The organism is Formosa undariae, assembly GCF_042427615.1.
Lineage (GTDB): Bacteria > Bacteroidota > Bacteroidia > Flavobacteriales > Flavobacteriaceae > Formosa > Formosa undariae.
Window position 1 is genome coordinate 1,012,044 of the sequence record NZ_JBHMEZ010000003.1, and the last position, 21,579, is coordinate 1,033,622.

20 protein-coding genes are annotated in these 21,579 nt (G+C 34.6%); 4 read left to right on the forward strand and 16 right to left on the reverse strand.

What is annotated here, in order from left to right; translation table 11 throughout:
- Window positions 1-58 precede the first annotated feature (58 nt).
- Genes ACFFVB_RS07545 through ACFFVB_RS07555 form a run of 3 tightly spaced genes read right to left on the reverse strand, consistent with a single transcriptional unit; the run spans window position 59 to window position 2,721 of the window.
- Window positions 59-1,552 (reverse strand): hypothetical protein, encoded by a 1,494-nt coding sequence (locus ACFFVB_RS07545; protein ID WP_382382104.1) that lies wholly within the window; start codon window positions 1,550-1,552, stop codon window positions 59-61.
- 28 nt (window positions 1,553-1,580) lie between these two features.
- Window positions 1,581-2,180 carry a hypothetical protein gene (locus tag ACFFVB_RS07550; protein ID WP_382382105.1) on the reverse strand — a complete coding sequence of 200 codons (600 nt, stop codon included), beginning with the start codon at window positions 2,178-2,180 and terminating at the stop codon, window positions 1,581-1,583.
- Window positions 2,164-2,721, reverse strand: coding sequence for an RNA polymerase sigma factor (locus ACFFVB_RS07555; RefSeq protein ID WP_382382106.1), 558 nt, complete (start codon window positions 2,719-2,721; stop codon window positions 2,164-2,166). Before ACFFVB_RS07555 ends, ACFFVB_RS07550 begins: the two co-directional genes overlap by 17 nt.
- Before the next feature lie 172 nt (window positions 2,722-2,893).
- On the opposite strand from ACFFVB_RS07555, the gene ACFFVB_RS07560 reads away from it, so the two are divergent.
- The 4 genes from ACFFVB_RS07560 (at window position 2,894) to ACFFVB_RS07575 (ending at window position 6,504) form a co-directional block, all read left to right on the forward strand.
- Window positions 2,894-3,448 (forward strand): DUF2911 domain-containing protein, encoded by a 555-nt coding sequence (locus ACFFVB_RS07560; protein WP_382382107.1) that lies wholly within the window; start codon window positions 2,894-2,896, stop codon window positions 3,446-3,448.
- Between the two features lie 95 nt (window positions 3,449-3,543).
- Window positions 3,544-4,257 carry a glycosyltransferase family 2 protein gene (locus ACFFVB_RS07565; protein ID WP_382382108.1) on the forward strand — a complete coding sequence of 238 codons (714 nt, stop codon included), beginning with the start codon at window positions 3,544-3,546 and terminating at the stop codon, window positions 4,255-4,257.
- Window positions 4,257-4,880, forward strand: coding sequence for a lipid-A-disaccharide synthase N-terminal domain-containing protein (locus ACFFVB_RS07570; protein ID WP_382382109.1), 624 nt, complete (start codon window positions 4,257-4,259; stop codon window positions 4,878-4,880). Before ACFFVB_RS07565 ends, ACFFVB_RS07570 begins: the two co-directional genes overlap by 1 nt.
- On the forward strand, window positions 4,873-6,504 hold the full coding sequence (locus tag ACFFVB_RS07575; protein ID WP_382382110.1) for an ArnT family glycosyltransferase: 1,632 nt from the start codon (window positions 4,873-4,875) through the stop codon (window positions 6,502-6,504). Before ACFFVB_RS07570 ends, ACFFVB_RS07575 begins: the two co-directional genes overlap by 8 nt.
- On the opposite strand, the gene ACFFVB_RS07580 is transcribed toward ACFFVB_RS07575, so the two are convergent.
- From ACFFVB_RS07580 to guaA, 13 genes are all read right to left on the reverse strand, one after another.
- Window positions 6,494-7,069 (reverse strand): phosphatase PAP2 family protein, encoded by a 576-nt coding sequence (locus ACFFVB_RS07580; protein WP_382382111.1) that lies wholly within the window; start codon window positions 7,067-7,069, stop codon window positions 6,494-6,496. The two genes, ACFFVB_RS07575 and ACFFVB_RS07580, sit on opposite strands and share 11 nt — an antisense overlap.
- 5 nt (window positions 7,070-7,074) lie before the next feature.
- A complete protein-coding gene (locus ACFFVB_RS07585) occupies window positions 7,075-7,302 on the reverse strand; it encodes a DUF8828 family protein (protein ID WP_382382112.1) in 228 nt (75 codons plus the stop codon).
- Between the two features lie 4 nt (window positions 7,303-7,306).
- On the reverse strand, window positions 7,307-8,686 hold the full coding sequence (locus ACFFVB_RS07590) for an MATE family efflux transporter (RefSeq protein ID WP_382382235.1): 1,380 nt from the start codon (window positions 8,684-8,686) through the stop codon (window positions 7,307-7,309).
- Window positions 8,687-8,751: 65 nt separating this feature from the next.
- Complete coding sequence (locus ACFFVB_RS07595) at window positions 8,752-9,690, reverse strand: NAD(P)H-dependent flavin oxidoreductase (RefSeq protein WP_382382113.1); 939 nt, start codon at window positions 9,688-9,690, stop codon at window positions 8,752-8,754.
- Window positions 9,690-11,309, reverse strand: a complete 1,620-nt coding sequence (locus ACFFVB_RS07600; RefSeq protein WP_382382114.1) for a S8 family serine peptidase — start codon at window positions 11,307-11,309, stop codon at window positions 9,690-9,692. The genes ACFFVB_RS07595 and ACFFVB_RS07600 overlap by 1 nt, the downstream gene beginning before the upstream one ends.
- 15 nt (window positions 11,310-11,324) lie before the next feature.
- Complete coding sequence (mnmA, locus tag ACFFVB_RS07605; RefSeq protein ID WP_382382115.1) at window positions 11,325-12,512, reverse strand: tRNA 2-thiouridine(34) synthase MnmA; 1,188 nt, start codon at window positions 12,510-12,512, stop codon at window positions 11,325-11,327.
- Window positions 12,513-12,601: 89 nt separating this feature from the next.
- The gene (locus ACFFVB_RS07610; RefSeq protein ID WP_382382116.1) at window positions 12,602-13,300 is read right to left on the reverse strand and encodes a toxin-antitoxin system YwqK family antitoxin; all 699 of its coding nucleotides are present in this window, start codon (window positions 13,298-13,300) and stop codon (window positions 12,602-12,604) included.
- 70 nt (window positions 13,301-13,370) lie between these two features.
- Window positions 13,371-15,272 (reverse strand): membrane protein insertase YidC, encoded by a 1,902-nt coding sequence (gene yidC / locus ACFFVB_RS07615; RefSeq protein ID WP_382382117.1) that lies wholly within the window; start codon window positions 15,270-15,272, stop codon window positions 13,371-13,373.
- A 111-nt stretch (window positions 15,273-15,383) separates the two neighbouring features.
- Window positions 15,384-16,997 (reverse strand): CTP synthase, encoded by a 1,614-nt coding sequence (gene pyrG / locus ACFFVB_RS07620; protein ID WP_382382118.1) that lies wholly within the window; start codon window positions 16,995-16,997, stop codon window positions 15,384-15,386.
- A gap of 336 nt (window positions 16,998-17,333) precedes the next feature.
- Window positions 17,334-17,576, reverse strand: a complete 243-nt coding sequence (locus tag ACFFVB_RS07625; protein WP_382382119.1) for a DUF3820 family protein — start codon at window positions 17,574-17,576, stop codon at window positions 17,334-17,336.
- A gap of 40 nt (window positions 17,577-17,616) precedes the next feature.
- Complete coding sequence (locus ACFFVB_RS07630) at window positions 17,617-18,024, reverse strand: OsmC family protein (RefSeq protein ID WP_382382120.1); 408 nt, start codon at window positions 18,022-18,024, stop codon at window positions 17,617-17,619.
- A gap of 4 nt (window positions 18,025-18,028) precedes the next feature.
- Window positions 18,029-19,954: an amino acid ABC transporter substrate-binding protein gene (locus ACFFVB_RS07635; RefSeq protein ID WP_382382121.1), complete on the reverse strand. Its 1,926-nt coding sequence runs from the start codon at window positions 19,952-19,954 to the stop codon at window positions 18,029-18,031.
- A gap of 42 nt (window positions 19,955-19,996) precedes the next feature.
- Window positions 19,997-21,532, reverse strand: coding sequence for a glutamine-hydrolyzing GMP synthase (gene guaA / locus ACFFVB_RS07640; protein WP_382382122.1), 1,536 nt, complete (start codon window positions 21,530-21,532; stop codon window positions 19,997-19,999).
- Between the last annotated feature and the right edge of the window lie 47 nt (window positions 21,533-21,579).

A 21,579-nucleotide genomic window follows, 5' to 3' on the forward strand; every position in this document is an offset into this window, starting at 1 on the left:
ATATCGGCACACAAAGTCCTATGTTAATAAGACGTATTTTAACTATATAAAATCGTATTTACTCCATTGACACCTTACTAAATTTCGCATTAACGATAATCGATTTATTACTACTTAAATTCCCTGTAGAAAATGTAGACACATTTTCACTGCTCGTCTTTTTAGGATGTTTAAATCGGGATTGCTTGCCGTTGTACTGCAAACTATATTCTGTTTTGGGTAAACTAATTAGGGCATTGCTGTTTTCTAAAACAATATTTAGATTCTGAAATGTCTCAGCTATTTTAGATATTTTAAGATCGCCAAAACTTCCATTAATTATAGTGTTTCCAGAAAGTTGCCCCAACTGAATATGCGATGAATTTGAATTTAACACCAACTGATTTACAGTTTCAATTTTAGCGTTTTCAACATATTTTAAAACCAAGTGTCCTTGATTCCAATTAGCAATAGACACCGGCGCATAAGACACCGCGATGGAAGTGTTACTCCCATCGATAGTGTTTGCTGTTAATTTGGTATGCGACATTTCTGCCTTTAAATTTTCTATAAGCGATACAAATTGTAATTCGCCATATTTTACATTCACTTTTAAATTTGCCTTTTTAGGCATGTGAATAATAATTGTTTTTCTAATATTAGGATTGCTATCCGGCATGCTTCTGCCCTTCTCTGCTCTATGTCTCGCTTCTTCTGCCCGCATTCGGCTGGCATCGGCATCTTCTTGACCTTCCAGTTGCTTTTCAAACGATTTACCAAACGATTCTCCCCAAGCTTCCATTTGGTTCTCAAAATCCTTTCCGAAGCCATTTTCAAATTGTTTTCCCCAGGCTTCCATTTGCTTGCCATAAGATTCGCCAAACTTCTCTCCCCAGGCTTCCATCTTCTTCTCATATTCGCCAAAACCAGATGTGCTAAACTTTTTCGCCCAAGCTTTCATTTTGTCTTGATACTCTTTTCCGTATTCTTTATGATAGGTTTTACTCCACTTATCTAAATACTTTTCGCCTTCCGCTTTATAGGCTTCATAATCAAAATGTACTTGGCTCATACCTTCTGGTAATTCAGGTAGTTCTGGCATTACTGGTGGCTCCGGCATATTGGGCATTTGTGGCATATTCGAGAAATGCTTCATATCGGGTATTGGTGGCATCGGTGGCATATCGGCCAATTCGAATTCTAAATGCTGTAATGCTGAAATTGAATTCACATCGAAATCGTAACCTACATCCCAACCATTTTGCATCCCTTTAGACGAAATATTCACGAAATTGCTAGAACCACTTACGTCGACATTCCAGTCCTTTAATGCGTTTTGTAAATCGGACTGACTTAAATGATCGCTTTCTACAAAAGCTTCAACTTCAATAACATCTTTATTCCATGTATCGATTTTTACAATGGTATAATTCGATTCTAAATTAATGGTCACATCTTTATTCACTTTTAAAGATTGCGATGCTTTAGATAGCTTTTGCTGCGCTTGTGTTTGATTAGACACAAATAATAACAGCACTAAACTTGCTATCGATTTTATAATTAACTGTTTCATTTTTTGATTGATTTTTTAGATTGATTGTTTAGATTGATTGTTCTATTGCCTCTTCGGCAAAAGCATCAGTACTGAATTCTTTTAATTGATCGCGTAAACGGTATAATAAGTTTAAACGCAATTTTAAATTATCGATTAAGGCATTTACGGTTAACGCGCTCGGGCCTGATTCTGTTAATTCTACAGATAGTTTTTTGTACTCGTTTGTCAACTCTTCTAAACGCTGAATATAACCATCGATTAATTCTTTATTCGCTGGCGTTAATTCTACTTTAGATAACTCGGTATGAATACTCGCTAAATAATAATCTTCAACTTTCTTTAAATCAGGAGACAAATCGCCCAAAGTTTTCGTTTTTGCAACTGGTGCAACCTCCGTTTCTACAACTTGCTGTTGGGGTTCTACCATTTTATCTGACTTAAAAAACGTATATCCTCCAAAACTTAGCGCAAATAATATCACTAAACTCGCGGCAATGGACATCCAATTAAATTCAGACTTAGGCGGATCTTGAGGTAAACTAGCATTCAACTTTTCTAAAAAGCGTGCTTCATGTCCTTCAGATAACATTTCATCTTTCTGATGTTCTTTATCGGCTTCAAATAAGTCTCTAATATCTTGCGCCATAGTCTTTCGATTTTAAAAGTTCTTGTAATTTTTGTTTCCCTCGCGATAATTGTGTGCGTGAGGCCACTTCAGAAATATTTAAAATTTCGGAAATCTCCTGGTGGTCATAGCCTTCAATTAAAAATAGCATCACCACATATTTATACTTTTCCGGTAGCGTTTCAATAACTAATTTAACGTCATCTAAAGTCACATTATCATCTACCGCCCAACTATCATGAGGATCTGTATCGACCACTTTCAGGTGCACCTCTTCTAAAACATCCAACTCTTGTTTTTTAGATTTAAGTGAATCGATACAGGTATTCACAACAATACGTTTTAACCAAGCACCAAAAGTGACATCACCTTTAAACTGATGTAGTTTACTAAAGGCCTTTATAAATGCATCTTGCACCAGATCTTCGGCTTCAGCTGTATTCGAAATAAACCGTTTGGCAACACTATACATACCTTGGCAGTACTGGTTGTATAACTGCAATTGCGCCTTTCGGTTATGCCGCTTACATTCCTCTATAATATCAATAGAAAATGAATTCACTTGTGGTTTTATTGGTTAGTGTACATCTTAAAGACGACTATTATTTTGAAGTGTTGCAAAAAAAGTAATATAATTTTTTCTAAGGCTTGTTAAAATTAGATTAATTAAACTCAAGCGCTTTTAAGTTGATTATCTTTTAAAGTATCTTTACCTCCTAAATACAAATTGTTTTATGAATAGATTTTTAAAATGGGTAATGATTCTTCTATTGTTTGTTGCCATAGGAGTTTTTCTATATGCATATTTTGAAAAAGACGCATTCAATAAAGTACTAAGTCCGAAGGATACTGTAGAATATAAATTAAACGATTTAGAGTTAGAGGTTTTTTACAACAGACCCTCTAAACGCGACCGTTTAATTTTTGGCGGATTAGTACCTTATAATGAAGTTTGGAGAACAGGTGCCAACGAAGCGACTACGTTTAAAACAAATAAACCTTTAAAAATAGGAGATAGTACGTTGCCTCCTGGAAAATATACACTTTGGTCTATTCCTAACGATTCTACTTGGCATGTTATGTTTAATACAAAGCAATATAAATGGGGCGTAGACGAAACCATGCAAGCCATGAGAGATCCCGCTTTTGATGTTGTAGATTTACAAGTTCCTGTAGAAAAATTAAACAATTCTGTTGAAGAGTTTACGATTTCTTTCGATAATTCTACCGATAATTTAGCTCTAACAATGGCCTGGGACGATGTAAAAGTTGCAGTGCCGCTTAAGTAAGTTACATACGCTATTACCATTTATCGTACATTTGTAAATGTTAAAATTTTCTATTGTAGAAAAAAGAATACATTTGCACTTTCAAGTTATTATCTATGAGTTACCAATTCACCATTATAGTTCCTGTTTATAATGAAGAAGACAATTTATTACGCGTCGAACAAGAACTTTTAGCCTATGCAAAAACGGCATCTAAAAGCACTAAAATACTACTTGTAAACGATGGTTCTAAAGACAAAAGTCAGGAATTCATGGAGGCTATCTGTCAACGAAATTCTATATTCGAATTTATCAGTTTTAAAGAAAACCGTGGACTAAGTGCAGCTATAAAAGCAGGTTTCGACTATGCAGATACACCACTAGTTGGGTATATCGATTCTGATTTACAAACAGCACCTTCAGATTTTAATATTTTACTTCAACATATTGGCGAGTACGATTTGGTTACGGGCGTACGCTCTAACCGAAAGGATTCGTTTGTAAAAAACATGTCCTCGAAAATTGCAAATGGAGTGCGTAGAAGTTTTACTCACGATGGTATGGATGACACGGGTTGTCCTTTAAAAGTGATTAAAACAGATTATGCAAAACGTATTCCTATGTTTAAAGGTTTGCACCGTTTTTTACCTGCGATGATTTTATTACAGCATGGAAAAATAATTCAAGTCCCAGTTCAGCATTTTCCACGAATTGCCGGAGAAGCTAAATTTGGTTTATGGAATAGATTAATTGGTCCATTAGTAGATTGCTTTGCTTATAAATGGATGAAAAAGAAGTATATTAACTACGAAATTGAGACCCGTAGTTAATGAGTAATTGGATTATATACAGCATAGGATTTCTTGCACAAATCTTATTTTCTTCAAGATTAGTCGTACAATGGATTACATCGGAGAAGAAACGTAAAGTAATTACACCTACCCTATTTTGGTCGTTAAGTTTAATAGCATCTTTCTTACTCTTTGTTTACGGGTATTTAAGACAAGATTTTGCTATTATGCTTGGACAAAGTTTAACGTATTATATCTACATTAGAAATCTTCAGCTACAAAATCAATGGCAAAAATTTCCAAAAGCGATACAATGGTTTTTACTTATTGTACCTATCCTTATCGTGTTTTATTATTTCAATAATAACAAAATTGATATGACGTTATTATTCAAGAACGAAGACATTCCCTTTTGGCTATTGATTTTAGGAATTGTATCGCAAGTGGTATTTACATTTCGTTTTATCTATCAATGGATTTATTCTGAAAAAAAGAAAGAATCCACTTTACCTTTCGGTTTTTGGGCTTTAAGTTTAGCCGGGTCCTTACTTATTTTAGTTTATGCTGTATTACGTAAAGACCCTGTGCTGTTTACTGGTCATATTTTAGGTGCTGTAATTTATAGTAGAAACTTAGTTTTAATAAAGAAATATAATGATTAAGATCATCGAAAAACATCCTGTTGCTTTCATTTGTTTACTAGTTGGGCTAATGCTTCTTCCTAATTTACATGTTATGCAAGTCACCATTATGGAAGCGAGGAACTTTATTACTGCTCGTGAAATGATAACTGATAATCATTGGATTTTAACAACAATGAACGGTGAAGCACGCTACGAAAAACCGCCTTTACCAACATGGTTCTCTGCAATATCGGCTTCAATATTTGGTTTAAATGTTTATGCGCTAAGATTACCCACTGTTTTTCTTATTATGGTAATTGGTGTTTTTGTATACCGTTTATCTTTTTCCATTTTAAAGAATACACTACACAGTTTAGTTAATGCTTGTATTGCATTTACATCGTTTTATGTGGTAGGAATTACTGTTGAAGCGCCTTGGGATATTTACGCTCACGGTTTTATGCTTATTGCTATTTATAATCTATTTCAGCTCTTTCAAAAGGAAAAAAACTATTGGAAACACACTATTATAGCAGGAATCTGCTTGGGACTTTCATTTTTAAGCAAAGGGCCAGTGTCTTTATACGTGTTATTCCTACCGTTTTTATTAGCGTATATATTCACCTATAAATTCAAAAATTTCCGTCCTAAAACCTTCTCTATTTTTAGTATTTTAATATTAATGATTGCTATTGGTGGTTGGTGGTTTATTTACGTACGTTTAATAGATCCTGAAACATTTACGCACATAACAACTAAAGAAACGAGCAATTGGGGAAGTTATAATATCCGTCCATTTTATTACTACTGGAGCTTCTTTGTACAAAGTGGAATATGGACCATTCCCGCTTTTATCGGATTATTATATCCGTATTTAAAATCGAGAGTTCACAACCTAAAAGCGTATAAATTTAGCTTTTATTGGACCATTTTTGCAGTGATTCTATTATCGATTATCCCTGAAAAAAAGTCAAGATACTTGATGCCTGTTTTAATTCCGTTAGCCATTAACACTGGTTTTTATATTGATTATTTATTTCAGCATTTTAAAACCTTACAAGATAAAAAGGAAACCATTCCTGTGTATTTTAACTTCGGACTTATAGCGTGCATAGGTATCGCTTTTCCCGTTGTGGCTTATTTAGGATTGAAAGATCAACTCTCTGGATTTTGGGTTCAGTATATATTAGCTTCGGTAGTACTCTTCACTATAGGTATTTTTATTGTCATTAACTTGAAGAAGAAAGCAATCAAAAATGTATTCTTTCTAACTGTATTATTTTTCGCATCTATATTTGTTGTCGCTTTACCACTTTATAAAGCAACAATTCCTTCAACCTATTACGATATTACAGCTTTAGAATCTGATACTAAAGCACAAGATTTGAATGTTTATGGCATGAATTATGTGTCGCCAGAAATGCTTTTTCTATATGGCCATGTGCTTCCTAGTATTAAAGATGAAGCGCATGAACTTCAATTCCCAAATGAAACCCGTTTTGGATTACTTTCAAATGAATTAAGCACCTCTGAAAAGAAAATGATAGAAGCGCTTTACACGATGCAATTTGTAAGATCTTACGACCTTAATTCTGTCGATGAATCGTCTAGAAAACACAATTCGAGACTCGTAAACGACTATTATATTTTAACTAAAAAGTAGGTAACCCCTGGCGTTTCATAGCGTAGAGATACAGCTTGAAAAACCCCAAACCAGTAAGGGCTCCAAAAGCCATTCCGCAAACAATATCTAGCGGATAATGCACACCAACATAAATGCGACTGTAGGCCACAACGGCACTCCAAAACAGCAACATGAATATGGCATTCTTGTAAAATGGTTTTAATATTAATCCTATAAATACCGCTACAGCCATAGTGCTCGCTGCATGCGCAGAGAAAAATCCATAACGCCCGCAACGTTCGGCTATAAACCGCATAAATTCCATAACGCCTTCTTGTCGGCATGGCCTAGGACGTTGGAAACCGTGTTTAAACAGGTTTGAAATCTGATCTGTAAATGCAATCATTAAGGCCGATAAAACAACGAGGATTAATACCGTTTTTATTCCTAATTTTTTATATACTAAAAATAGTAGAAAGGCATATAATGGAATAAACGTAAACTTATTAGTAATCACTAACCAGAACGTATCCCAGCCTGTAGAACCTAAGGTATTTAAAAACAGAAATAATTCTCTATCGGCGTTTATGAGTTGATCGAGCATAGAAATTATTCTTCGTAACGTGAAACTTCTCTATCGTAAAATGCGCTAGCTTTTTCGATTAGTCCTTCGGTTTCCATTTCAATTTCACGTTGGTCTTCTTGATCGAAATCTTCGAACCACTCCACATCATCATCTTCTAAATTGATTATAAAACGAGGAAATTCTGTATGAATCACGAAAATTGCATTTGGAAAATCGGTGTTATCACCTAAAATAAATTTTGGAAGTGCCATATATCTATTGTTCTTTTTGTAAAATTAATTGTTTTGTAAGATAATTAAATCTTATATAAAGTAAAATTGCTGCCGTAGTTAATCCTGCGATAAGTCCCATCCAAATACCGAAACTTCCATATTGGTCTTCTTTTCCGAAATAAAAACTGACAGGAAAACCAATAATCCAATAAGAGATAAAAGTTATAATCGTAGGTACTTTTACATCTTGAAGTCCACGTAAGGCACCTAAAACAACAACTTGTATACTATCGCTAATCTGAAATACCGCTGCTGCAAGTAATAGGTTTGAAGCAATATATACCACTTCAGAATTATCTGCAAAGTTTTTTACATCGTCTAAATCGACGTACATTTTAGGTAATTCCCAACGTAATACTAAAAACATTAAAGCAAAACACACTGCGAAGAGTGTTCCCATTAAAAATAGGGAAAATGATATACGTCTTAATTCATGAAAATTCCGCAGTCCTTTTTGATTCCCGACACGCACCATACTCGCCACACTTAATCCTGTCGCCACCATAAACGTCATAGACGATAAGTTTAAAGCAATCTGATTGGCTGCTTGCGGATTTTTACCCAACAAACCACTTAACCATACTGCCGATGTAAATATCGCGACTTCAAAAAGCATTTGCATAGCACTTGGCGCTCCTAGATTAAAGATACGCTTCATCATTAACTTTTCTAAAACAAAGATTTTAATGTTAGTAACGTACGCTCTAGTCTTCTTGTTCTCTTTTAAAACCCACCATATAAAAGCAACCATTATAAAACGTGATGCTAAAGTACCATAGGCAGCCCCCACAATACCATAGGCCGGTACACCGAACTTACCAAAAATGAACATATAATTTAAAAGCACATTCACTAAGTTACCAATAATAGTGGCATACATAGCATATTTTGTCAGCGACATACCATCGCTAAACTGTTTAAATCCTTGAAAAATAATTAATGGAATTAAAGAAAATGCAACCAAATCCAAATACGGAATAGCCAGCTCTACAACCTCTATGGGTTGCTTCATTAAGAACATTAATGGTTTAGCAAAATAGACAATCAGAAAAAGTATAACACCGAGTATGGTACACAAAAGCAGACCGTGTTTAAACGCTGATTTTCCAGATTTGAAATCATCTGCAGAATCTGCTTCCGCGACTATAGGCGTAATGGCTGTAGAAAAACCAATCCCAACAGACATGGCTATAAACATAAAACTATTACCCAAGGAAACCGCAGCAAGTTCTGCTGTCCCCAATTGGCCAACCATAATATTGTCTACAAAACTTACAAAAGTATGCCCAAGCATACCTAGCATAACTGGAGCTGCCAGTTGCCAATTGTATTTAAATTCTTTTGTATATTGAGATAGAAACACTTTAATTTTTTTGTCGTGCAAAGGTAATTTTAAAAACAGCTTAAGACGAAACTTTTACAAATATTTTACAAGGAAGATAAATTCAATTTCGACAACTCGAATTCGGCTATAATCTCAGAAACGATTTCAGACACTGGTTTTATATCATGAATTAATCCTGCAACCTGTCCGATTTCTAATTCTCCTTCTTCTAAATCGCCTTCGAACATCCCTTTTTTAGCACGTCCGCGACCTAAGAATAATTTTAATTCGTCTGCTGTAGTACCTTTTTGATAAAGAGCTTGAAGATCATTAAAAAACTTATTTTTAATTAAACGTGCCGGAGCCAATTCTTTTAACGTTAAATGTGTATCGCCATCGTTGGTATTAACCACAGTTTCTTTAAAATTTGGGTGGGCCGAAGATTCTTGGCTAGTCACAAATCGACTTCCTATCTGTACGCCATCTGCACCTAAAACCATAGCCGCTAACATACCCTTTCCTGTAGCGATTCCTCCTGCCGCGATTAAAGGCACATCTAAGTGTTCCTTAACCATTGGTATTAAAGTAAAGGTCGTTGTTTCTTCTCGTCCATTATGTCCACCGGCTTCAAAACCTTCTGCAACCACAGCATCTACACCGGCGGCTTGAGCTTTTAAAGCAAATTTCACACTACTTACCACATGTACCACTATAATGCCTCGTTCTTGCAACCAAGACGTCCACGTTTTTGGATTTCCAGCTGAAGTAAATACAATTTTCACCTCTTCTTCGACAATAACCGTCATGATTTCTTCAATGTTTGGATACAACATCGGCACATTAACTCCAAACGGCTTATCTGTAGCTTTTTTACATTTCTGAATGTGTTCACGTAAAACCTCTGGATACATGGAGCCTGCACCTAATAATCCTAAAATTCCAGAATTACTCGCTGCCGAAGCCAATTTCCAACCACTATTCCAGACCATTCCTGCCTGAATAATAGGATATTGAATATTAAATAAAGACGTTATCTTATTCATTATTTTAGGAACTTAAATGATTTTGAGCTGCTTTTGGTTGATACCTTCAGAATATAAACACCATGAGATAAACTTGAGACATCAATGGTTTTAGAATTTCCCTGAATCATTTGTTGTGAGACTTGCTGTCCCAACTGATTGTAAATGGCATATTCTAATGTTTCTATAGTTGAAGGAAATACCATGTTTAATTCTGTTGAAACGGGATTCGGATAAAAACTAATCGCGTCAATCATGTTATCGTTTAACGACAGCCCTAAATCTCTTGCTAAATCTAAATCTGGAATACCGTACCCGATTAAATCATCGGGATTATTAAACTGGGATCCAGATTGCCTAACCAAATCTATAACTTGAATGGCAGAAACATCGGGAATTGCTTGCCATAAAGACGCTATTCCTCCACACATAATTGGAGAACTGAAAGATGTCCCATTATATTGAACGATCGTATCATCTTCATTTACTAGAAAAGGTGTACCTCCTCTAGCAACGACATCTGGTTTCTGATAGTCCACTTGTGCTTCTCCGCCCTGTGAACTAAATGACACATATTCGCCCATGGCATTTACCGCACCAATACTTAATATATCTGGAGAATCTGCAGGAGACGTAACCGTTCGCCAAGTGGTCGCACCGGAATTTCCTGCACTAACCACGACTAGAATACCTTTTTCTACAGCTATTGAAGCGCCTTTTGAAATGAAGGCGACTTTCCCATTCATATCGTCCGTCGTGTAGTTATATTTTTCATTATCAAACACATTATAACCTAAAGAGCTATTTACCATATCTACACCCAAACTATCTGCACGTTCTATAGCTTCTACCCAATAACTTTCTTCGGCAGGTGTTTCGCTAGAAGGGTCTTCGGTATTAAATATATAATAGGAAGCGTCTGGAGCTGTTCCTACATATTCATCTTCTATAAAAGCAGCCATAGAGCTCAGTACCAATGTACCGTGTGAACTCGCCGTATTTGCGTAGACATCATCTGTTCTATCTACAAAATCGTAACCACCTAATAAATTACCTTGATCTCTTAATCGCTGAAATGCCTGCATGGTGTTTACATTAGGAAATCCGGAATCTAACACCGCTATAGTAATTCCTTTACCTGTAAAACCTGAAGCATGTAGCGCATCTACATTAATCATTTCTACTTGATTTTGAGAATCTCCATAGGTAAATTCAACGCTTATATCTTCAATGTCAGATTGCGAATCAATTTGACGCGTTCGCGATGTAGCGGAATCTAAACTATTATCGGCGTAGTCAATATAATCGACAAACGATAATGCTAATAAATCTTTTATATTATCGGCAGAAACAGCTCTAACATAAACAGTATTGAACCATTTAGATTTGGCCAATACTGTAATTCCTGTCTGCATTTTTAATTCTGAAATATAGGCTTCGTTAACAGGCACATCTCTAGAATCTATCTGGATACGATGTCGCTGTTTTCTATCAATAGCCTTTTGAGTCAGTATAGAAGTTGGATTCGCTAAAGCTTCCGATACATTTGGTTTATCTGTTAAATAGACCCACGCATCTTCTTGCGCATAAATTTGAATCGTATTAACCAGTAATACCAAAAAGACAATGGTTCTTAACATCTTTTTTTCTACAATTTACGAAATAACTCCGGAACCTAGCAAATCATCTTCATGATACCAAGCTACAAATTGTCCTTCTGTAATTGCAGATTGTGGCGCTTCGAATTCCACATATAATCCATTATCGACTTTATATAATGTTGCCTTTTGTAATGGTTGTCTGTATCTAATTCTAGCCATAACGTCCAAAGACTCTCCAACCTGTAATTTTAAATCTTCACGAATCCAATGTTCTTCATCGTTTGTTACAAATAAAGCTGATTTAAATAAACCAGGATGCGAGTGACCTTGTCCTGTATAAATAACATTTTCTTTAACATCGGTATCTATAACAAATAGAGGTTCTACAGTCCCACCAACGCCTAAACCTTTACGTTGTCCTTTGGTAAAATAATGAGCCCCTTGGTGCTTTCCAACAATTTTTCCATTGGAAACATTATATACTTTTTTAGTTGTTAAATACTCAAGTTCATCTAATTTAGTAGCAAATTCTGTTTGGGATGCCATGTACATATCCTGATCTCTATCCACTTCAACAATAACACCTTCTTTTGGTTTTAATTGTTGCTGTAAAAATTCAGGCAAACGTACTTTTCCTATAAAACAAAGACCTTGAGAATCTTTTTTATCTGCTGTTACTAAATCTAATTCTGCAGCTATTTTACGAACTTCAGGTTTTGTTAATTCACCAATTGGGAATAATGCCTTAGATAATTGATCTTGTGATAACTGACATAAAAAATAAGATTGATCTTTATTTCCGTCTAAACCGGCTAATAATTGATACGTCTCATTTTCTCCTTCATTAATAATTCCTTTTCTACAATAATGACCAGTAGCCACATAATCTGCACCTAAGTCCAAGGCAATTTTCATGAATACATCGAACTTAATTTCGCGATTACAAAGCACGTCTGGATTTGGAGTACGACCATTTTCGTATTCCTTAAACATATAATCGACAATGCGTTCTTTATATTGCTCGCTTAAATCGACAGTTTGAAAAGGAATACCTAATTTCTCGGCAACCAACATCGCATCGTTACTATCGTCTAACCACGGACATTCATCAGAAATTGTAACAGAATCGTCGTGCCAATTTTTCATAAAAAGCCCGATGACTTCGTAACCTTGTTGTTGCAACACATATGCCGCAACACTAGAATCTACACCACCTGAAAGTCCAACAATTACTCGTTTCATTTTTAAAATTTTAAATATGCCAAAGCATGTATTAGGGAAAGAAAATTTACTGAATACAAAAAGACTGTATCTCGTAAATAGTTAATAAACTATTGTTTAGCTGGGTTCTTACTGTAATTTGTAAAATCCTTAGTATCTACTAATTCTCCGTCTTTGTAAAAGTTCCAAATTCCGTCTTTTTTATCATTTTTAAAAGCACCTTCTGCCGTTAAATTTCCTTCTAAGTCGTAGTACTTAGACATACCTTGCAACTTATCATTTACATAAGAGAATTCCTTTAGAACGATCTCTTTTTCTGAGTACCAAACCGATGTTCCGTCTATCTTACCATTTTTAAACATGGTACGTTCGGTAAGTTTACCATTATCATAATACACCAAACGTTCACCATCCAATTTCCCTTGATTGTTATAATGTTCTGTCATCATAACTTTATCGGAGTTCTTATGAAAGTAAGTCCAATCTCCGATATACAACTTCCCTTTCATTTGACCTTTACTAATCACTTTTTGATTAGAGGTTAAAAACTGTACTTCGGCAATATCGTTAGTTGTATTAAATTTTTTAATGGCTGATAAAACAGGTTTGTTTCCAACATTCTTATAAAAGTTAAACGTTCCTACTTCCTTTCCATGAGCAAACTGACCTTCGTAACGTAAGACTTTAGAGTTGTCGAAATTCTTCTTCCAAACACCATCACGTTCGCCATTGGCATCTAACTGATTAATGTTTTGTGCTATTGCTGTTCCCACAACACATAACATTAAAAGGGTTAATAAATTTTTCATATCAATAAAACGAATAACTATTAGTGTAAATACAAGTAACAAAAAAGCTGCCAATTAAGGCAGCTTTGAATTATTTTTTGCGGTTTTGTATTTGTTTCTGCTGTTCTGCCTGCTCCATCATATCTTTCATTTTCTTCTGAAAGCGATTCTCCTTTTTAGGCTTCTTCTTATTCTCTTGAATTTTTGCGTGAATTTTATCTTCATCAATAATGAAGTTTTTAATCACTAACATAATTCCAATTGTAATTAAGTTAGACACAAAGTAATACAAACTCAATCCAGATGCGTAGTTATTAAAGAATACTAACATCATAATTGGAGAGAAGTAAATCATGTATTTCATCATTTTCCCCATATCAGGCATACCTTCTTGCGTTGGTTGAGATGCCACTTGTTGTCCTGTTGTCATTCTCATGTAAAAGAAAATGGCTATAGACGCTAATATTGGGAATAAACTAATATGATCACCATAAAAAGGTATCTTAAAAGGTAATTCTGCAATCGTATCGTAAGAAGACAAATCGTCTGCCCAAAGGAAACTTTTATGTCTTAAATCGAATGCCGACGGGAAGAACTGAAATAAAGCATAGAATACAGGAAGTTGTAATAAACCGGGTAAACATCCGGCCATTGGGCTCGCTCCTGCTTTACTATATAAGGCCATTGTAGCTTGTTGCTTTTTCATGGCATTATCCTTAAACTTCTCGTTGATATCGTTAATCTCTGGTTTAAGAATTTTCATCTTAGCTTGAGATAAATACGATTTGTATGTTACCGGAGACATTACAATTCTAACTAAAATAGTCATTACTATAATAGCAAACCCGAAAGGCATCATCCCACTTAAGAATCCGAATAAAGGAACAAATACGAATCTGTTAATCCATCCAAAGATTCCCCATCCAAAAGGAATACTATCGTCTAAACTATAATCGTATTGTTTAAGTACTGTGTTATCTGTTGGTCCGAAATAGAATTTTAACGGTGCATTAAGTTCTCCGCCTTGTAATTCTAATGGTATTTTAGAGGTGTAAATTTTTGTGAATTGAGCTTCATCATCACCACTTTCTACTAAATTTTGAGAAACTAAATCTACCGTTTTAAAAGGCTTTTCTGTAACTAAAATTGAACTAAAGAAATGCTGTCTATAAGATAACCAAGTGACTTCTTCTTCTATATCGTCGTCGTCGCCAGTAGGACTTAACTTATCTATTTTACCACCATCGTGTTGATACGTTAAACGTGTGTAACGGTTTTCGTATTCCACACTTTTATCACCACGAATCATTTTTTGTTTCCAATCTAAATCGACTGCTTGAGAGCTGTCAATAATATCGCTTAAACCTTGAGAACGGATTGTGAAATCCATCATGTAGTTATCTGGTTTTAGCTCGTAACGGTATTCTAAAAATTTAGAATCTGATACTTTAAGTTTCATAGAAACTATAATACTAGCGCCATTTTCAGTGATAGTAGGTTCAAAATATAAATCTTGAGTATTTAAACTACGACTGTCTGTTGTTCCAAAATTAATATTGAAACCAATGTTTTTATCTTTAATAAGAAAAACAGGAAGAGAATCGTAATTATCGAATTTTTTAAGTCTAACCTCTGATAAGAATCCTCCTTTATTACTAAATTTTAAATCGAATAATTCTGTTTCTACTTGCGTTTCGTTATTTGATGCCGAAGGTAAAGTTGAAGAGTATGCAAAAGCACCTAATTTATTTTTAAGTCCTTCTAATTTTAAAGAATCTGTTGCCGATGTCACTGAGAAATCTTCCGAAGATGTTTCTATAGTTTCATTCTCAATTTCAACTTTCTTCTCTGCTTCAACCTGTTCTTGTTTTGCTTGTTCCTGAGCTTCTACTTCCTCTGGAGTTGGCTGATTTTGCCAAAGCATAAACATTAAAATTCCAAAGATTAGGATAAATCCTATGACCGAATTCAGGTCTAATTTCTTTTCTTCCATGTAATTACATTCTAAGTATAAATGGAAATACTTCGTTTAAGCGAAATATTTCGTAATGTGAGTATAGTACTCAAAAAGGTGACCACTTTTTAAGTTTTGACAATGTGGCACTTATTTTTTCTTGTTTTCTAACGCTGCTTTTACAAACGCTACAAATAAAGGATGTGGATTTTTCACCGTGCTCTTATATTCTGGATGGTATTGTACACCAACAAACCAAGGGTGAGCAGGGACTTCTACAATTTCTACTAGGTTTGTTTTAGGGTTTACACCTGTTGCAACCATTCCAGCTGCTTCAATCTGACTTCTAAAATCACTGTTAAATTCGTAACGGTGTCTGTGACGTTCTTCAATAATTTCTGAACCGTATACTTTTTTAGCAATGCTATCTTCTTTTAAAGAACACTCCCAAGAGCCTAAACGCATAGTACCTCCCATATCGGTAATATTCTTTTGTTCTTCCATAATACTAATTACCGGATTTGAAGTATTTGGATCCATTTCGGTAGAATTAGCATCTGAAATTCCTAGTACGTTTCTAGAATATTCGATAACTGCCATTTGCATTCCTAAACAAATTCCTAAAAACGGAATATTGTTTTCTCTCACATATCTTACTGCATCAATTTTCCCTTCGGTACCACGTTCTCCAAAACCTGGAGCAACTAAGACACCATTTAAATGTGCTAATTTTAACTTAGCATTATCGGCATTTATATATTCTGAGTGGATTGGTTCCACATTTACCTTAACTTCATTTTCTGCTCCAGCATGAATAAAAGATTCTAAAATCGATTTGTATGAATCCTGTAGTTCTACATACTTCCCAATTAAACCAATTGTAACTTCGGTTTTAGGGTTTTTATGACGATCTAAAAACTCATTCCATTTTGTTAAATCTGGAACACTACTGTTTAAATTTAATTTTTTAAGAACCACTTTATCCAAGCCTTCTTCTAACATTAAATTAGGCACATCGTAAATAGTAGATGCATCGATAGACTGTATTACAGCTTCCTCACGCACATTACAAAATAGAGCTAATTTTTTACGTAAATCTTTTGGTAAATGATGCTCTGTTCTACACACCAAAATATCGGCTTGTACACCACTTTCCATTAATGTTTTTACACTGTGCTGTGTTGGCTTAGTTTTTAATTCGCCTGCAGCAGATAAATAAGGAACTAATGTTAAATGAATAACAAGTCCGTTATTATCACCTAAATCCCAACGCAATTGTCTCACAGCTTCAACATAAGGTAAAGATTCAATATCACCTACAGTACCACCTATTTCGGTAATAACAATATCGTAATCTCCAGAATTACCTAAAATCTGAATACGTTCTTTAATTTCGTCTGTAATATGAGGAATTACCTGAACGGTCTTCCCTAAAAATTCACCACGACGTTCTTTTTCAATAACACTTTGGTAAATCTTCCCTGTAGTTACATTATTTGCCTGACTTGTAGGTGTGTTTAAAAAACGCTCGTAATGACCTAGATCTAAATCTGTTTCTGCACCATCGTCGGTAACATAACATTCCCCATGTTCGTACGGGTTTAATGTTCCCGGGTCGACATTTATATAAGGGTCTAATTTTTGAATGGTTGTTCTATAACCTTGAGATTGTAATAATTTAGCTAAAGATGCTGCAATTATTCCTTTTCCTAATGAAGATGTAACACCGCCGGTTACGAAAATATACTTTGTTGTAGTTGTCATGATGCGCTTTTAAACGCGAGCAAATTTACAAAGAACAATTGAGATTTAAGTACGCTTATGTATTTAAATTCTCATTAAAACACTAACAATCCAATTAGCCCTTATTAATCGGCTCATAGTGGAGCAACTTACTCGGTCTAAGCGAATTATTTATTTTAATCTAATTACAATTATTTTAAAAATGAAAGTTGTGAACATTACACCTTAGAATAAGATGTAATTCTATACAAGAATAAAAATACAATTCAATATAGACGCCATGTATATAAACAAAACAGATTGTTTAGTTTAATTAACAGCGATAGAATACTCACCTTCTTAATTGAAACAAGGGAATTAGCGTGTTTTAGGATTCGGGTATTTTTGCTTAATATTTCGAATTAAGTCTTCTAAGCCGTTCAATTTTAGTTCGTAAACCATACGTAATTGATCGCCTAATTTTCCCTTCGGAAAGCCTTTATTATTATACCAAACCACATAAAACTCGGGTAAATCAATAAGAAATCGATCTTTATATTTTCCAAATGGCATTTTGGTATACGCCAACTCAATTAAAACATCTCCATTAAGTTGTTCCATAATACCACTGTCTAATTTATATGTATGAGAAAAATAGTCGTTAAATAGACTTCCAATTAAAAGTAATCACTTTGTCTATATCTGGATGAAGACTGTAATGCACAGGGCACGTATTTGCAGTATGTTCTAAAATTTTACGCGTCTTTTCATCTGATTGAAAAGGAAAACTAAAAACCACTTCAATTTTTGAAATCCGTCTCGGATCTGTAGACATCGTTTTAGTAACCTGAGCAGTAGTGCCTTTCATGTCTACATCTAAACTATTGGCTTTAATTCCCATCATGGTCATCATACAGCTCGCTAATCCTGTAGCTACAGTATCGGTAGGAGAAAATGCTTCACCTTTACCATTATTATCTAACGGCGCATCTGTAACAAAGGTATTCCCAGATTGGATATGTAAATTTTCGGTGCGTAAACCACCAAGATAAGTTACTTTAGAAGTCATATTTCTACTCTTTTACTTCAACAATTTTTAAGTCGTCGTATTGCAATAAATACACTGTGTCGTTATAATAACCACCAAACGGAGTCTTTTTATAAGCGAATTTATTTTCAACATATTCAGTTAAAGGTGCATCGCCTGTCGAGGTGTATAAATCTGTAGATGTTAATAATCTTAGCACAACATCCATCGTAAGATCAAAACCACGTACAGCAATCTTGTCTGGCGTTAAACCATATTGTTTTGTATAGCTCTTTACGAAACCATTATGAATATCATCATCAAATGATTTTGAAATAGATGCGAAATGAAAACGTAAATTAGATAAATGCTGATTTGAAATTTCACTACCCTCAAATGCACTATTCATCTCTGTAGTCGTTAATATTATCTGAACCTCTTCCGTATTTAATGAATTTAAAACACTTGTTACATTCGATGCAAAACCATCGGTACTTGTTTCTAAAAACACTACGTTTTTCCCAGGTTTTAAATATTTAGAAATATCACCTACCAAAATATAATGGGCATCTTTTCCTTTTTTATCTTTTCTTGATCTCACGGTTGAAGCTCCAACAAAAGCAGATTTTAAAGATGCACTTTTAGCTTCACTTTCCGAATCGAAAACTAAAATGGTATTTGTTGATTTATCGCGTGCCTTAAAATAATCTAAAACTTTATTTTTCAACAAACCTTCAGCAGGTCGAGACTGAAATGTATTTCCTGTGACCTTAACTGTTTTAGTAATTGGAGAAACTACAGGAATATTAAACTGACTCAATCTTTCTGCAGTGTACTCTACACTAGCTTGACTAAGCGGACCAATAACAGCGTCTAATTCTTCGAAATTATGTTTACGAATTAAGTCACCAATTGTACTGGTTTTATTTTCTGTATCGTAAACATCAACTTTCACAGAAATTCCTAAAGATTTTAATGAATCTAAAGCAATCAATACACCCGATTGAAATTCTAATGCGAAATTTAAATAACCATCTTTTCGAATCTGGTCCATAGTTGCTTCTGCAGAACCTAATGACACTTCATTTAGTTTAAAAGGCATTAAAACCGCAATATGTTTGGTACCGCGATTAAAATCTCTTTTAGATAAATCTGAAGCGACTATAGTATGATCAGAAATCATCCCTGCAACATCATTATCTATTTTTTTAGGCACTCTTAATACCATTCCAACTTTTAAACCTACACCCACTAATTCTGGGTTTAAAGCTTCAAGTTCTTCTTTTTCTAATCCTAACTTAACTTTAAGTCGGTAAAAACCTTCTTTGGGTTGTACTTCGTAATAATCGTATTTTTCTTCGACCACCTTTTTACGAGTATCGGGAATATTAGGCACTCTAATGGTGTCTCCTACATTTAAAAATTCAGCTAATTCCGGATTTAAAGCTTCTAAATCTTCAACTGTAATTCCAAATTTATACGCCACACGCCATTTTCCTTCTTTAGGTAAAACGACATACGGTTTTGTTATATCAACAACGGTTGCGACTTCTTCTAAAACTTGCTTTTCTGTAAAAACAGGAATTCTAATTTTAGTCCCCTTCTTTAATGGTTCTGAATACAAAAAGACATTCGCCTTCTTAATATCATCCTCAGTAACTTTGTATTCTTTAGCAATGCTATAAAGCGTTTGCTTACGTTTTACACGATGTTGATCGTAGCTTGTAATTTCCCTAACCGTATTCAGTTCTGCCTGAACCTCTGTCTTAGGAATAATTAAAACCATATTGTCTCTAAGTCCATTTTTAGCATCGGGATTTAACGTAATAATATCGTTAACCGTCACCATATATACTTTGGCAATATCTTCTATTTTTTCATTTTGTTTTACTTTATGTGTTTTATAATTCTGAGCAAATGCTTGAGCTCCCATTATAAAAAGTAATACAAAAACGACTAAAAACTTTTTCATTCAATATGGTTTAATTCAAAAATAAATTAATTTATGAGACTATTATTCCCACTCTATTGTTGCTGGTGGCTTAGAACTAATATCGTACACTACTCTATTAACGCCTTTTACTTTATTTATTATATCGTTAGATGTTTTTTGCAAAAATTCGTAAGGTAAGTTAACCCAATCTGCAGTCATACCATCTGTACTTTCTACGGCTCTAAGCGCTACACATTTTTCGTACGTACGCTCGTCTCCCATTACACCAACACTATTTACTGGTAATAACATCGCTCCGGCTTGCCATACTTTATCGTATAATCCCCATTCTTTTAATCCGTTAATAAAGATTGCATCTACTTCTTGTAAGATACGCACTTTTTCTGCCGTAATATCACCAAGAATACGAATACCAAGTCCTGGACCTGGGAATGGATGACGACCTAATAATTCTGGATCTATACCTAAAGTTGCTCCAACACGTCTAACTTCATCTTTAAAGATAGCACGTAGAGGCTCTACAATTTTAAGTTTCATAAAGTCCGGTAATCCACCTACATTATGATGACTTTTTATCGTTGCCGATGGTCCTCCTGTAGCAGAAACACTCTCGATAACATCTGGATAAATGGTTCCTTGCGCCAACCATTTTACATCGGTTAATTTATGAGCTTCATCATCGAAAACTTCAATAAATGAATTCCCAATTGCTTTACGTTTTTTCTCTGGATCTTCTAAACCAACTAATGCTTTAAGGAAACGCTCTGAAGCATCTACACCTTTTACATTAAGTCCCATCCCTTCGTATTGCTTTAAAACACTTTCGAACTCATTTTTACGTAGCAATCCATTGTTTACAAAAATACAATATAGGTTTTCACCAATCGCTTTGTTTAATAGAACAGCAGCAACAGTAGAATCTACACCTCCTGATAATCCTAAAACAACTTTATCGTTTCCAACTTTTTCTTGAATGGCAGCAACGGTTTCTTCAACAAAAGAATCTGGTGTCCAGTCTTGCTTAAGACCTGAAATTTTTACTAAAAAGTTTTCTAATAATTGCTTCCCATCTGTAGAATGATATACTTCTGGGTGAAATTGAATGGCATAAGTATCTTCTCCTTCGATTTTGTACGCTGCATTAGCAACATCTGTAGTACTGGCAATTAAAACGCCATTTGTAGGTAGTGTTTTAATGGTGTCACTATGACTCATCCAAACCTGACTACCCTTAGAAATGTTTTCAAAAAACACTTCATTTTCTTTTATGAAAGATAAATTAGCACGACCATATTCTCGTGTACTAGATGGTGCAACTTCTCCACCCGAAAAATGAGCTAAATATTGTGCACCATAACATACAGCCAACATGGGCTTTTTAGCGCGAATATTTTCTAATTCTGGATGTAAAGCGTTATCTCCTCTAACAGAGTTGGGACTCCCTGATAAAATAACAGCTTTATAGCTATCTATATCGGTTGGAATCTTGTTAAATGGTTTTATTTCGGAGTAAATGTTGAGTTCTCGAACTCTACGGGCAATAAGCTGAGTATATTGCGATCCGAAGTCTAATATTAATACCTTGTCGTGTTGCATGCGCAAAAATAATATTTAAATTTTATTTGAAAAGTTTGTGACAAACT